This window comes from Ruegeria sp. AWH4_226, from assembly GCF_056159225.1.
In genome coordinates, this window is sequence record NZ_JBSWUU010000001.1 from 690,208 (window position 1) to 703,455 (window position 13,248).

The following is a 13,248-nucleotide window of genomic DNA, read 5'->3' on the forward strand; positions in this document are numbered from 1 at the left end:
CAGTAACTATTGTTGCCGCGTAAAGATAATAATTTCAAGGCAGTGGGATGAATACTGAAAGTACGAGCGAGCCCGTAATTGAGGCAAAACGGCTGGATCTGACCTTCCAGACAAATGACGGGCCGGTTCACGCCCTTAAGGACGTGAACCTGTCGATCGACAAAGGTGAGTTCGTCAGTTTCATCGGCCCCTCGGGCTGTGGCAAGACGACCTTTTTGCGGTGTATCGCAGCGCTTGAAACGCCAACCGGGGGCACTTTGACTGTCAATGGCATGACACCGGATGAGGCGCGGCGAAACCGGGCCTATGGGTATGTGTTTCAGGCAGCGGGGTTGTACCCGTGGCGGACCATCGCCAAAAACATCAAACTGCCGCTTGAGATCATGGGATACGCGTCAGCCGAGCAAGAAGACAGGGTGAGCAAGGTTCTGGATCTTGTTGATCTAAATGGATTTGGCGGCAAGTTCCCGTGGCAGTTGTCAGGTGGCATGCAACAGCGTGCCAGCATCGCTCGGGCACTGGCATTTGATGCGGATATTCTACTGATGGATGAACCTTTCGGGGCGCTGGATGAGATTGTGCGCGACCACCTGAACGAACAGCTTCTGGCGCTGTGGGCGCGAACTGAAAAGACCATCGGGTTTGTGACTCATTCAATCCCTGAGGCCGTGTATCTCAGCACGAAGATCGTTGTGATGAGCCCGCGGCCGGGACGGATTACGGATGTAATCGACAGCCCTTTGCCGAAGGAGCGACCTTTGGACATTCGGGACAGCCCTGAATTCATCGAAGTTGCGCATCGGGTTCGTGAAGGTCTGAGGGCAGGGCATTCGGATGACTAGTACGGGGATTAGGGCATTCTGGGCGGTCTTGACCGTTGTGGGGGTTATTGTTCTGTTCTGGTATGCGGCCAGCGTGCCGATGAACATCAAGGGTGTGCTGACCGAACTTGAACGGGCCGGAGAATCCGTCGATCCGCCTAACGCGGCCGATCGGCGAGATATGAATGAGTTTGGGCTGATCTTCGACAACGGCTTTGCAATTGACGAAACGTGGGAGCAGGACCGCCCACGTCTGCCTGCACCGCATCAGGTGGCTGAGGAGTTGTGGGACAGCACGGTCGAGAAAAAGATCACCTCGAAAAGGTCCTTGATCTACCACTCTTGGGTGACGCTCAGCGCCACAATGCTTGGATTTGCCATCGGTACGGGGTTGGGCATTCTGCTGGCCGTCGGGATCGTGCATAGCCGCGTGATGGACTTGTCGGTCATGCCTTGGGCCATCGTCAGCCAGACCATACCGATCATCGCTCTTGCGCCGATGATCATCGTGGTCCTGTATTCTGTGGGCATTCAGGGGATCATTCCCAAAGCGATCATTTCGGCTTACCTCAGCTTTTTCCCGGTCGTTGTTGGAATGGTGAAGGGGTTGCGCAGCCCCGATGCGATGCAGTTGGACCTTTTGCGCACCTATAACGCCAGCCAATCGCAGGGGTTCTGGAAGCTGCGCCTGCCTGCGTCCATGCCATACCTGTTTACCTCGCTAAAGATTGGCATCGCGGCCTCACTCGTCGGAGCCATTGTTGGTGAACTGCCGACCGGGGCGGTTGCCGGTCTGGGCGCGCGTCTGCTGGCAGGAAGCTATTACGGTCAGACCGTGCAGATCTGGTCAGCCCTGTTTGCCGCAGCAATATTGGCAGCCTGTCTTGTTGGTCTGCTGGGCCTGATCGAGCGTTCGGTTCTGAAACGGATGGGGATGGCGCAATGATACTTGTTTTCTGCGCAATCCTTCTGTGGTTGTTCGGCTGGTGGGTAAATAGTCGTCTGGCAAGCGGACCCTATGCCGATACGCCGACTGTGCGGTTTCTAGCACCCCTTATCTTTGGTCTTACGATCATAGGGATATGGGAACTGACGGTGCGGGGGCTTGATGTACCCCTGGTCATCCTGCCTGCGCCATCCTTGATTGCAGTGCGTTTTGCAGACAGCCTGCCAATTCTTTGGGCTGACTTTGTTCAGACAATCATCAAAGGGGCGCTCAGCGGTTACATCATCGGGTGCGGATCGGCCTTTTTGGTCGCGATTGCCGTGGACAGGTGGGATTTCTTGCGGCTTGGGTTGCTGCCGGTCGGTAACTTCGTCGCAGCCCTGCCTATCGTGGGAACCGCCCCCATTTTGGTTATGTGGTTCGGTTTCGACTGGCACTCCAAGGCGGCGGTGGTTGTAGTGATGGTGTTCTTTCCGATGCTGGTAAACACCGTAGCCGGCCTCCGAGAAGCCACGGCCATGCAGCGCGACTTGATGGAGACTTACGCCGCGACCTATTGGCAGAGCTTCCTAAAGCTGCGTCTTCCTGCGGCGATGCCGTTTATTTTCAATGGGCTAAAGATTTCTACCACTCTTGCGCTGATTGGCGCTATCGTGGCCGAGTTCTTTGGTTCGCCGACCTTGGGTATGGGGTTTCGGATTTCAACCAGCGTTGGGCAGCTTTCGCTGGATATGGTCTGGGCCGAGATCGTCGTGGCCGCCTTGGCCGGGACGGCGTTTTACGGCTTGGTGGCCATGATCGAAAAGGCGGTAACCTTCTGGCACCCGTCGCAACGCGGATAACAAAGATCAAAAAAGACCTCGAAAACGGGGCACTAACAACAACTAGGAGAAACGAAGATGAATAAGCTACTCAGCGGGGCGATTGCTGCCTTCAGCCTGGCAGCCAGTACGGCCTTGGCAGCGGATGAAGTAACGCTGCAATTAAAGTGGGTCACGCAGGCACAGTTCGCGGGCTATTATGTCGCCAAGGACAAAGGGTTTTACGAAGAAGAGGGGCTGGATGTTACGATCCTGCCGGGCGGTCCGGATATCGCGCCGACGCAGGTGATTGCAGGCGGTGGCGCCGATGTCACCGTTGAGTGGATGCCTGCCGCTCTGGCCGCACGTGAAAAGGGCTTGCCGCTGGTCAATATCGCGCAGCCGTTCAAAAGCTCTGGAATGATGCTAACGTGCTGGAAAGACGCTGGCATCTCTTCGCCGGAAGATCTGAAAAACCGCACGCTGGGTGTTTGGTTTTTCGGTAATGAATTTCCATTCATGAGCTGGATGAGCCAGTTGGGCATCGACACCAGCGGCAAGAGCGAGAACGGTGTTGAGGTTCTGAAACAGGGCTTTAACGTCGATCCACTGTTGCAGCGTCAGGCCGATTGCATCAGCACCATGACCTATAATGAATACTGGCAGGTGATCGACGCCGGTGTAAGCCCGGATGAGCTTGTCACCTTTAAATACGAGGAACAGGGCGTCGCCACGCTTGAGGACGGTTTGTATGTTCTTGAGGAAAACCTGAGCGATGCAGCATTTGTGGACCGCATGGAACGCTTTGTTCGCGCCTCGATGAAAGGCTGGAAATACGCCGAGGAAAACCCGGATGAAGCCGCTGAAATCGTGCTGGAGAATGATGCGACCGGTGCTCAGACGGAAGAACATCAGAAGCGCATGATGAGCGAGATTGCCAAGCTGACTGCCGGTTCAAACGGCGCGCTCGAAGAGGCGGACTTTCAGCGCACGGTGGATACTCTGCTGGCCGGCGGATCCGATCCTGTGATCACCAAGCAGCCCGAGGGCGCGTGGACACACACGATTACCGATGCGGCCCTGAACTGATCTTTGGCAAATTCCGAAACTGGCGCGGTCCCAACTGGGGCCGCGTTTCCTTTTGGTGCACAGGAATTGACACTGTACATGTGTTGGGAAACGGGTAGTATTCTTACGAATATTGGCGCATTTTACGCGAATATCCTATTTATGGGTAGAAAATGCAAAACTTTGCAGCAGAATTCAACGCAGCCATTGCTTTGATCCTGAACGGGGATGCAGAGCTTTGGGCGATTGTGCTGTTGTCCCTGAAGGTTTCGCTTTTCGCCGTTCTGATTTCTGCGCTGATCGGCATGCCGTTGGGGGCCGCCTTGGCGGTTGCGCGGTTTCCCGGTCGGCGTGTGTTGATCGTTCTGATGAACGCCCTGATGGGTCTCCCTCCTGTCGTTGTGGGGCTTCTGGTGTATCTGATGTTGTCGCGTTCGGGTCCGCTTGGAGTTTTGGAGCTACTGTACACGCCAACCGCCATGATCATCGCACAGGTGGTTCTGGTCACCCCCATCATCGCGGCGCTGACCCGCCAAGTCATCGAGATGCTGGCTGAGGAGTATTCGGAACAGCTCCGCTCGTTGGGCGTGTCGCGGCTGTCCTCGGTCCCGGTTTTGTTGTGGGATGCGCGGTTGGCGCTGGTAACGGCGCTTTTGGCTGGTTTCGGGCGCGCCATTGCTGAGGTCGGGGCGGTGATCATCGTGGGCGGGAACATCAACCATGTGACGCGGGTGATGACGACGACAATCGCGCTTGAAACGTCCAAGGGCAACTTGGCGCTGGCGCTGGCACTTGGTGCGATCCTGATCGGCATCGCGGTTGCCGTGACTGCCATGGTCAGCACACTCAGCTTGCGGGCCGAACAGGAAGGGCTGCGCCATGCGTGACCTGGTTTCAGATATGGCAAGTTGCCTGTCGGTGGGGGGCGTACTGATTACGCGCAAAGGTAAGGCGTTGCTGGACGTACCCAGTTTGAACCTCGACGGGCCAGGACCAACCCTGATCCTTGGGCCGAACGGGGCGGGCAAGAGTCTCTTGCTGCGGTGTCTTCATGGGTTGATCGTACCCGATCGTGGCCAGGTGATGCAGGATGGCGTGCCCCTGAACGCTGAACACAAAGCGCGACAGGGGATGGTGTTTCAACAGCCTGTCTTGCTGCGCCGGTCTGTTTCGGCAAACCTGGACTTTGTCCTGAAACGCCAAGGCTTGCCCCGCAGTGAACGGAAAACCCGCATCCAGGATTTGCTGACCGAAGGTGGGCTGGATGGAAAGGCTCGGCAGTCTGCCCGGTCGTTGTCTGGGGGCGAGGCGCAACGCCTAGCCATTCTGCGCGCCCTCGCGCTCAACCCCGAGACGCTGTTTCTGGATGAACCCACCAGCGCGCTTGACCCGAGCGCCACGCAGATGATCGAACGGATGGTTCAGCGGGCCTCATCCCGGGGCGTGCGTATCGTGATGGTGACGCATGATATCGGTCAGGCCCGACGATTGGCTGCCGACATCGTAATGATGCAGGGCGGTCGGGTGGTTGAACACGGCGCCGCGAAACAGGTATTGGATGCCCCCAAAAGCGATGCCGCGCGCCGATATCTGGCAGGCGGGTTGGTTACTTAATTTGAAATTGGAGTTCTAAATGATCCGGAACATTGTTCAGGCAAGCTTGATTGCTGTCGGTTTGACGGCGACAGCGGCGAGCGCCGAAGAGCCGTTTATCGTAGTGCAATCGACGACCTCGACCCAGAATTCGGGCCTATTGGACTATATCCTTCCGGGGTTTGAGGCTGAAACAGGCATAGATGTCCGGGTGGTTGCTGTTGGCACTGGTCAGGCGATCCGTAACGCGATTAACGGGGATGGGGATGTGCTGCTGGTGCATTCCAAACCAGCCGAGGAGAAATTCGTGGCCGACGGCTGGGGCGTTCAGCGGTTCGACGTGATGTACAACGACTTTGTGTTGGTCGGGCCGAAGTCTGATCCGGCACAGGTGAAGGGCGGCACAGATATTGTGGCAGCACTGACTGCGGTCGCCGAGGCAGAAGCGCCCTTTGCTTCGCGCGGGGATGACAGCGGCACGCACAAAGCAGAGATGCGCCTGTGGGATGCCGCAGCTGCCGACCCCACAGCGGCATCAGGGACGTGGTACAGAGAGACCGGCTCGGGAATGGGGGCGACGCTGAATGTGGCAAACGGAATGGGGGCTTATGTGCTGACGGATCGCGCCACATGGCAATCCTTCGGGAACAAGGACAATCTTGAGGTTCTGGTCGAGGGCGATCCGCGTTTGTTCAATCAGTACGGTGTCATTCTTGTGAACGCGGAAAAGCACCCTCATGTTCGCGCCGCTGCAGGTCAGAGGTTCATCGACTGGCTCATCGGTCCGCATGGTCAGGAGGCGATCGCGTCGTACAAGCTGGACGGTCAGCAGTTGTTTTTTCCGAACGCAGAATAACGCTTCAGCCGCTGGCGCCGTTGTGGTGGATTGTTCCCAATCCAGACAGATCATAGCCACCAAATTCGGCGGCGCGGATGCTGAAACGTTCTGATTGCAGAAAGCCCAGCAGCTTCAGCATCGGGTCATCGAAATAGGCGCGTCGCCAGATGGCGAGATCCAGACGCTCGGAATGGGTCGGGACGAATTTCAGATCGTAGAGCCCAGCCAAGGCACCCAGTCCGAACCCAACCTCGGCCTTGCTGTCGTGCAAAGCAATGGCCAGTTCTTCTTCGGTGCGGGCAGCGGTGGGTAGAGTGTCCAGATCGTCGCGCGTCAGCCCGTGGGCTTCAAGCTGCGTGTCGAATAACCGCTGACTGGCGGCGCTGTCCTGACGCAGGATCACCCGCCGTCCTTTCAATTTGGAAAATCCGGAGATGCCCGTGGCTTCCAGGGACAGAAGCAGCCCGCGCTGTCGCTGCGCGATTTCGTAAAGAACAACCGGAGCCTCACCGAGATTGGCACGCAAGGACTGTGTGTTAAAGCCGTTGTCTTCGTGAATATGCAGCGCCGCGGCTTGTGCGCTGCGATCCTTCAGGCGGTCCAACCCATCGAACGATCCGTCATAATACGTCGCCAGACCCGATCCACTTTCACGCAGCGCCCAATCCAGCAACGGATCATGGCTGCCTGCGACAATCGGGGGCAGGGGAGGTTCTGCAACCTGCGGGCCTGAGCGTGAGGCATTAAGCCATGCGATAACCTCGGGCCTCGGAAACAGCAGCTTGCCCATGGCGCGCACACAGGGAACCTCACCAGATGAAGCAAGGTCATAGGCCTTCCGCTCGCCAATGCGCAGCAGGTCGGCCAGCTCTTTCGTCGTCAGGTATTCAGACATTTAGTCGAGGCGCACAGCGGATCCGGATCCCACATCCGCCGCGCTGAATCCCATCTGTTGCAGCGCAAAAGGTGCCGCAGCGGTAATCACGACCATTACGGCCACAGCGGCCATAAAGGCTTTCATCGGTCTCCTCCGGTTGCGTTCTCCGGTGCCGTTGCACGGCGCAGAAAGGCAACCAAATCGTTTCGGTCTTTCGGCTGTGTGATCCGTTGCATCGGCATCTTTGACCCCGGAATGTAATGGTCTGGCCCTTCGTCGAAAAGGGTATTTATTGTATCGTCATTCCAAATGATATCAGAGTCTTGCAGCGTATCCGAGTAGAAATATCCCGGCAGAGTTCCAGCCTTTCGGCCAAAGACGCCATGCAATGTCGGACCCGCCCGTCTTTCCCCATCCGGTGTCAGGCTATGACAGATCGAGCATTTGCGGGCAAACTGGCGTTCACCATTGCTCATCTCTTCCGGGTTTTTCAGGAAACTTGGCTCCATCGCAGCCATTTGCCCCTGATCGCCGAGTGCCGACACAGGCCAGCTGTACATCGCCTCATCAATACCGCCTGCGTGAATGTTCCGTCCGTCGGTAGAAAACGCCAAAGCCCAAACCGGCCCGCGCAGGGTGGCGCGGAAATCCTGTGTGATACGCCAGTCCTGCGTGTCGATGATCATGATGTAACCTTCACCATCCCCCACGGCCAGCATTGTGCGATCCGGGCTCAGCGCCAGGGCCAGGATTGGACGGCGGCCAAGGGTAAAATCGCGCTCTTCTCCGGTATTCAGATCCAATATGCGCGTCACACCGTCAACCGCTCCATAGGCAATCCAGTTGTCTTGGGTGTTCAGAACAAGCTCATTTATCCCAAAGCCATGTTCGACCAGACGCCGGGTTTCCTCGCCGCTGGCCACGTCCCAAATCCGCAAGGTTCCATCCATACCGGCGGAATACAATGTGGCGCCATCGGAAGAGAAGGCGACAGCGTTAACCCCGCTACCGATGGTTAGGGTATGTGCGCTTGAACCGTCCTCGGGCCAAAGTCCGATGGTGCCGTCCCAACTTGCCGTTGCCACGTGAGTTTTCGAGGCCGCGAGACCCACGATCTTTCCCTTATGACGGCCAACAACCTCGCCACCCGGCCAGCGGCGCAAGGTAAAGTCATCCCCGGCTGAGTAGATCGCACGCCCGTTGAAAGAGACAGAGTTGACAGCGGCCTCGTGCCCCTCAAGCCATTCCGGCTTCCCGTCCGACCACAAGCCAACGGAATTATCGAAGCTTGCCGTTGCGATCCGCCCGTCAGGCGCGGTCGCGATCCCCATGATCGGTCCACCGTGACCTTTGAGCGTAAAGAACTCGGCCAAGGCGGGCAGGGGGATCAGAGCAAGTGCAACGGCCAACCAGCGCATCTATTCTGCAGGCGAGGCCGCTGCTTTGCCGGCTTCTTTTTCCTGCACCTCTTCCAACCACAGCGAGTGATGTTCGCGTGCCCATTGTTCTTCAACTTCGCCGGTGCCCATGGCATCGAACGCGCCTTCCATCCCGACAGAGCCAAGGTAGATATGCGCGATGATTATGGCGATGAAGATATAGGCGACGATCACGTGCCAGAGCTGCGCGTATTGCATCTCTTCTTGCGGGGACATTTGCGTCGGCAGGTTCAGGCCAAGCATCTGGGGAATACCCGTGGCATTTGCGACCGAGAAGGTTTTGGCGAACATCGGCAATTCGAACGGGAACAGAAGCGACAGGCCCGACAGGCTGATCGATATTCCCAGTAGGACACAGGCCCAGAAGATCACCTTTTGGCCAGCGTTGAATTTCTTGGCGGGCGGATGGCTGCCTTTGGTGAATAGCCCACCTCCGGCGGCCAGCCATTTCAAGTCGGTGCGGTTGGGGATGTTGTGCGCGATCCAATTCACGGTGATGATGACCAACCCCAGCATAAACGCCCAGGCAAGATTATTGTGCAGCCACTTGCAGCCCTGCGCGATAGTCGCGAACCCTTCTTTTCCAAAGATCGGGATCAGGAAGTCGCGGCCATAAAGCGTCAGCAGGCCCGTTATTCCTAACACCAAGAATGAGCCCGCAAACAACCAGTGGCCGAAACGTTCAAACCCGTTAAAGCGAAGCACGGTCCGGCCTGTCTTTTCCCCATCTATGCGAATTCTCCCGCGCAGCAGGAAAAACAGCACGAGGATGGCCAGCATTCCAGCAATGATATACGTTCCGTATTCGCGTAGCGGACCGGTGCGAAATGCCATCCACCACATACCACCGTCCTGAATCAGAACGCTGTCGGCGGGTCCGCGCGACGACACTGTTACATCTGCCGACCCGTAGCGCAACGCACGGTAGACATCGCTGTCCGAGGCGACACCGCGCGTTCCGAACTGCCCCAGCAGGCCCTCAACATTGCCTTGGCCGGTGTTTTGCGATCGGTAGCTGTCATCCACTTTTTCACCGCGCTGACGGGCCAGGATATCCTCTAACGTGGTTGCGCCACCGGTCGAGGTACGCTCGTTTGTAGTGGCTGGCGCCTCTGTCTCGTTGGTTTGCGCGATGGTGGCTTGTGCCAGTCCAATGGTAAACAGCAATGCGATGAATAAGCGGAACATCTGAACCTCGGTCAAAATCCCTGATCAGGCGACCCACGCATGCAGGTCGCCTGTTTGGTTTACGGAAAGCGGCCTTAGCCGTCTTTCTGGTCGTAAGCCGTGCCCCAGCCCCATGCGCCCGAGCCAAAGCCGCGCGCGACAACTCGCTCACGGTAAATGGCGGACACAACGTCGCCGTCACCGGCGAGCAGGGCCTTGGTGGAACACATCTCGGCGCAGATGGGCAGTTTGCCTTCTGCAATCCGGTTGCGACCATATTTTGCGAACTCTGCGGTTGAGTGCGTTTCTTCGGGGCCACCGGCGCAGAAGGTACATTTGTCCATCTTGCCGCGTGATCCGAAGTTGCCCGCCTGCGGATACTGCGGCGCGCCGAAGGGGCACGCGTAGAAGCAGTAGCCGCAGCCAATGCACAGGTCCTTGGAGTGCAGGACGACCCCTTCTTCGTTCTGATAGAAGCAGTCGACCGGGCACACCGCCATGCAAGGCGCGTCCGAGCAATGCATACAGGCCACCGAGATCGAGCGTTCGCCCGGGTCACCGTCATTGATCGTCACCACCCTGCGGCGGTTCACGCCCCACGGCACCTCGTGTTCGTTCTTACACGCGGTGACGCAGGCATTGCACTCGATGCAGCGTTCGGCGTCGCAGAGAAATTTTGCTCTTGCTGCCATGTTCTCTTTTCCTCCCTTACGCTGCCCAGATTTTGCACAGAGTCGCTTTGGTCTCTTGCATCTGGGTCACTGAATCGTAGCCATAGGTCTGGGCGGTGTTGGTGCTTTCACCCAGCACATAAGGATCGGCACCTTTCGGGTATTTCGCCCGTAGGTCCTCTCCCTGGAAATGGCCACCGAAGTGGAATGGCATGAAGGCCACGCCGGCACCGACCCTGTTGGTCAGCATCGCCATCACCTTGACCTTGCCTCCTTCCGGACCTTCCACCCAAACCTGTGATCCGTCGCGAATACCAAGGTTGTTGGCATCGCGTGGATTGATCTCGACGAACATGTCCTGCTGAAGCTCGGCCAGCCATGGATTTGACCGCGTCTCATCCCCGCCGCCTTCATATTCAACCAGACGACCTGACGTGAGGATTATCGGGTAATCCTTTGAAAAGTCGTTCTTCTGGATCGAAGCATAAAGGGTCGGTAGGCGATAAGCCTGACGGTCTTCGTAAGTTGGATAGTCCGCCACCAGATCGCGCCGGTTGGTATAGAGCGGCTCGCGATGCAGTGGAATCGGGTCCGGGAAGGTCCAGACGACCGCGCGGGCCTTGGCGTTCCCGAAGGGCGCACAGCCATGCTTGATCGCAACCCGCTGGATACCGCCGGACAGGTCGGTTTTCCAGTTGGTCTCTGGTCCCGCAACGGCGTCGATGGCCGCGCGTTCCTCGGCTGTCAGGTCACCGTCCCAGCCAAGGTCCATCAGCATCTGCATCGTGAATTCGGGATATCCATCCTGAATTTCCGACCCAACGCTATAGACCCCTTCGGCCAACAGGTTGTCACCATCCCGTTCCACGCCAAAGCGCGCGCGGAAGGTCAGGCCACCTTCGGCCACCGGTTTGGACATATCATAAAGGTTCGGTGTCCCCGTATGGCCCATTTCCGGCGTTCCCCAGCAGGGCCAGGGCAAGCCGTAATACTCGCCGTCATTCGGACCGCCCACAGCCTGCAGCGTTGTTCTGTCGAACGTGTGCTGGTTGGCCATGTGACTTTTCAGACGTTCCGGCGACTGACCGGTATAGCCGATGGTCCAAAGCCCTTTGTTGAACTCACGCGTGATGCTTTCAACGTTGGGGGTCTCTGGGTCCTCCATCTCGATATTACGGAACAGACGGTCCGCCCAGCCGAACTTGTTTGCGAACTTGGCCATGATGACCTCGTCCGGCAGGCTTTCAAACAACGGATCAACCACCTTGTCGCGCCACTGTAGCGATCGGTTCGACGCCGTGACCGAGCCACGGGTTTCGAACTGCGTACACGCGGGCAAGAGGTAGACGCCATCGGTGCGGTCATGGAGGACGGCCGAAACGGTGGGATACGGGTCAATTACGACCAGCATGTCCAGCTTCTCCATCGCCGTCTTCATCTCCGGTCCCCGCGTTTGCGAGTTCGGAGCGTGACCCCACAGAACCATGGCACGGACATTGTTGTCCTGGTCCATGTTTGCCGGGTCTTCCAGAACACCGTCGATCCAACGAGACACCGGAATGCCGCGTTCGTTTTGAAGCGGCTTGTCCTTGCCGTCCTTGTCCTTGATCGAAGCGAACTGACCAGACAGCCATTCTGGGTCTTCACCCCAGACGCGTGCCCAATGGGCCCATGCACCTTTTGACAGGCCATAGTAGCCGGGCAGGGTGTGAGACAGAACACCAAGGTCCGTCGCGCCCTGCACGTTGTCGTGGCCGCGGAAGATGTTGGTGCCACCGCCGGACGTGCCCATGTTACCGAGTGCAAGTTGCAGAACGCAGTAGGCGCGGGTGTTGTTGTTCCCGTTTGTGTGCTGCGTACCACCCATGCACCAGATCACTGTGCCGGGGCGATTGTTCACCAATGTGCGCGCCACGCGCTTCAGCTGTGAACCGGGTACACCCGTCACGCGCTCGGTTTCTTCTGGCGTCCAGTTGGCGACCTCTTCACGGATCTGGTCCATTCCCCAGACACGGGTACGGATGAACTCTTTGTCCTCCCAACCGTTGTCGAAGATGTGCCACAGCATCCCCCAGATGAGGGCAACGTCTGTGCCGGGACGGAACCGGACATACTCATCCGCATGAGCCGCGGTGCGCGTAAAGCGCGGGTCACAAACAATCAGCGGTGCGTTGTTCTGCTCTTTCGCGCGCAGAACATGCAGCAGCGAGACGGGGTGCGCCTCGGCCGGGTTGCCGCCGATGATGAAGATCGCTTTTGAGTTATGGATGTCGTTGTAGCTGTTGGTCATGGCGCCGTAGCCCCATGTATTCGCAACACCCGCAACCGTGGTTGAATGGCAAATCCGGGCCTGGTGGTCCACGTTGTTCGTGCCCCAATAGGCGGCGAACTTGCGGAACAGATAGGCCTGTTCATTGTTGTGCTTTGCAGACCCCAACCAGTACACACTGTCTGGTCCGGATTCCTGGCGGATGTTCATCATGCCGTCGCCGATCTCGTTGATCGCCTCTTCCCAGCTGATGCGTTTCCACTCTCCGCCTTCTTTTTTCATCGGGTACTTCAGGCGGCGCTCGCCATGGGCGTGCTCGCGAACCGAGGCCCCCTTGGCGCAGTGGGCACCCAAATTGAACGGGCTATCCCAGCCCGGCTCCTGACCGATCCAGACGCCGTTCGATACTTCGGCAACCACGGTGCAACCGACCGAACAATGCGTGCAAACCGATTTCACTAGGTTGACCGCGCCGGTGGCTGTGGCGGCGGCATTGGCCTGTGTCACGGTTCCACCCGTGGCGCTGATCGCGGCAAGGCCGCCAATCGTCAGGCCCGAGCCACGCAGGAATGCGCGGCGATCGACGGTTTTCTCGCCGATCTGGGACAGGATACTTGTCCGCTGGGGGCGTCTCGCAACCCCGTTGGTCTTTTTCCTAAGCATTTTTCTCCTCCCTTGCTGGCCATGATCTGCATGGCTGGCTTGGTGCTGTTGATGCCGACGTCAGGGCCAATCGCAACCGTCTGCCGGGTGTGACAA

13 protein-coding genes are annotated in these 13,248 nt (G+C 58.0%); 7 read left to right on the top strand and 6 right to left on the bottom strand.

Annotated features, from left to right (window positions below):
• Positions 1-47 precede the first annotated feature (47 nt).
• The 7 genes from ACXAET_RS03345 to ACXAET_RS03375 all read left to right on the top strand — a co-directional run bounded on the left by ACXAET_RS03345 (position 48) and on the right by ACXAET_RS03375 (position 6,084).
• Positions 48-842 carry an ABC transporter ATP-binding protein gene (locus ACXAET_RS03345; RefSeq protein ID WP_475181089.1) on the top strand — a complete coding sequence of 265 codons (795 nt, stop codon included), beginning with the start codon at positions 48-50 and terminating at the stop codon, positions 840-842.
• Positions 835-1,767 (top strand): ABC transporter permease, encoded by a 933-nt coding sequence (locus ACXAET_RS03350; protein WP_475181092.1) that lies wholly within the window; start codon positions 835-837, stop codon positions 1,765-1,767. Before ACXAET_RS03345 ends, ACXAET_RS03350 begins: the two co-directional genes overlap by 8 nt.
• Positions 1,764-2,609 carry an ABC transporter permease gene (locus ACXAET_RS03355; protein WP_224890435.1) on the top strand — a complete coding sequence of 282 codons (846 nt, stop codon included), beginning with the start codon at positions 1,764-1,766 and terminating at the stop codon, positions 2,607-2,609. Before ACXAET_RS03350 ends, ACXAET_RS03355 begins: the two co-directional genes overlap by 4 nt.
• A 57-nt stretch (positions 2,610-2,666) precedes the next feature.
• A complete protein-coding gene (locus ACXAET_RS03360; protein WP_475181100.1) occupies positions 2,667-3,656 on the top strand; it encodes an ABC transporter substrate-binding protein in 990 nt (329 codons plus the stop codon).
• Between the two features lie 152 nt (positions 3,657-3,808).
• Positions 3,809-4,522, top strand: coding sequence for an ABC transporter permease (locus ACXAET_RS03365; RefSeq protein ID WP_475181104.1), 714 nt, complete (start codon positions 3,809-3,811; stop codon positions 4,520-4,522).
• A complete protein-coding gene (locus ACXAET_RS03370; protein ID WP_475181107.1) occupies positions 4,515-5,249 on the top strand; it encodes an ATP-binding cassette domain-containing protein in 735 nt (244 codons plus the stop codon). Before ACXAET_RS03365 ends, ACXAET_RS03370 begins: the two co-directional genes overlap by 8 nt.
• 19 nt (positions 5,250-5,268) lie before the next feature.
• Positions 5,269-6,084 carry an ABC transporter substrate-binding protein gene (locus ACXAET_RS03375; protein ID WP_475181111.1) on the top strand — a complete coding sequence of 272 codons (816 nt, stop codon included), beginning with the start codon at positions 5,269-5,271 and terminating at the stop codon, positions 6,082-6,084.
• Between the two features lie 4 nt (positions 6,085-6,088).
• On the opposite strand, the gene ACXAET_RS03380 is transcribed toward ACXAET_RS03375, so the two are convergent.
• The 6 genes from ACXAET_RS03380 to ACXAET_RS03405 all read right to left on the bottom strand — a co-directional run bounded on the left by ACXAET_RS03380 (position 6,089) and on the right by ACXAET_RS03405 (position 13,152).
• Positions 6,089-6,961 (bottom strand): substrate-binding domain-containing protein, encoded by an 873-nt coding sequence (locus ACXAET_RS03380; protein ID WP_475181116.1) that lies wholly within the window; start codon positions 6,959-6,961, stop codon positions 6,089-6,091.
• The gene (locus ACXAET_RS03385; RefSeq protein WP_475181120.1) at positions 6,962-7,087 is read right to left on the bottom strand and encodes a hypothetical protein; all 126 of its coding nucleotides are present in this window, start codon (positions 7,085-7,087) and stop codon (positions 6,962-6,964) included.
• Complete coding sequence (locus ACXAET_RS03390) at positions 7,084-8,361, bottom strand: c-type cytochrome (RefSeq protein ID WP_475181122.1); 1,278 nt, start codon at positions 8,359-8,361, stop codon at positions 7,084-7,086. Before ACXAET_RS03390 ends, ACXAET_RS03385 begins: the two co-directional genes overlap by 4 nt.
• The gene (locus ACXAET_RS03395) at positions 8,362-9,570 is read right to left on the bottom strand and encodes a formate dehydrogenase subunit gamma (RefSeq protein WP_475181126.1); all 1,209 of its coding nucleotides are present in this window, start codon (positions 9,568-9,570) and stop codon (positions 8,362-8,364) included.
• 74 nt (positions 9,571-9,644) lie between these two features.
• Entirely contained in the window at positions 9,645-10,241 is a 597-nt protein-coding gene (fdh3B, locus tag ACXAET_RS03400; RefSeq protein WP_039530246.1) for a formate dehydrogenase FDH3 subunit beta, read from the bottom strand.
• Between the two features lie 16 nt (positions 10,242-10,257).
• On the bottom strand, positions 10,258-13,152 hold the full coding sequence (locus tag ACXAET_RS03405; protein WP_475181135.1) for a formate dehydrogenase subunit alpha: 2,895 nt from the start codon (positions 13,150-13,152) through the stop codon (positions 10,258-10,260).
• Between the last annotated feature and the right edge of the window lie 96 nt (positions 13,153-13,248).

Excerpts from the sequence above, each read along its gene's own strand:
- ACXAET_RS03345 (WP_475181089.1), top strand. The coding sequence starts at position 48 with ATGAATACTGAAAGTACGAGCGAGCCCGTAATTGAGGCAAAACGGCTG.
- ACXAET_RS03350 (WP_475181092.1), top strand. The coding sequence starts at position 835 with ATGACTAGTACGGGGATTAGGGCATTCTGGGCGGTCTTGACCGTTGTG.
- ACXAET_RS03355 (WP_224890435.1), top strand. The coding sequence starts at position 1,764 with ATGATACTTGTTTTCTGCGCAATCCTTCTGTGGTTGTTCGGCTGGTGG.
- ACXAET_RS03360 (WP_475181100.1), top strand. The coding sequence starts at position 2,667 with ATGAATAAGCTACTCAGCGGGGCGATTGCTGCCTTCAGCCTGGCAGCC.
- ACXAET_RS03365 (WP_475181104.1), top strand. The coding sequence starts at position 3,809 with ATGCAAAACTTTGCAGCAGAATTCAACGCAGCCATTGCTTTGATCCTG.
- ACXAET_RS03370 (WP_475181107.1), top strand. The coding sequence starts at position 4,515 with ATGCGTGACCTGGTTTCAGATATGGCAAGTTGCCTGTCGGTGGGGGGC.
- ACXAET_RS03375 (WP_475181111.1), top strand. The coding sequence starts at position 5,269 with ATGATCCGGAACATTGTTCAGGCAAGCTTGATTGCTGTCGGTTTGACG.
- ACXAET_RS03380 (WP_475181116.1), bottom strand. The coding sequence starts at position 6,961 with ATGTCTGAATACCTGACGACGAAAGAGCTGGCCGACCTGCTGCGCATT.
- ACXAET_RS03385 (WP_475181120.1), bottom strand. The coding sequence starts at position 7,087 with ATGAAAGCCTTTATGGCCGCTGTGGCCGTAATGGTCGTGATTACCGCT.
- ACXAET_RS03390 (WP_475181122.1), bottom strand. The coding sequence starts at position 8,361 with ATGCGCTGGTTGGCCGTTGCACTTGCTCTGATCCCCCTGCCCGCCTTG.
- ACXAET_RS03395 (WP_475181126.1), bottom strand. The coding sequence starts at position 9,570 with ATGTTCCGCTTATTCATCGCATTGCTGTTTACCATTGGACTGGCACAA.
- fdh3B (WP_039530246.1), bottom strand. The coding sequence starts at position 10,241 with ATGGCAGCAAGAGCAAAATTTCTCTGCGACGCCGAACGCTGCATCGAG.
- ACXAET_RS03405 (WP_475181135.1), bottom strand. The coding sequence starts at position 13,152 with ATGCTTAGGAAAAAGACCAACGGGGTTGCGAGACGCCCCCAGCGGACA.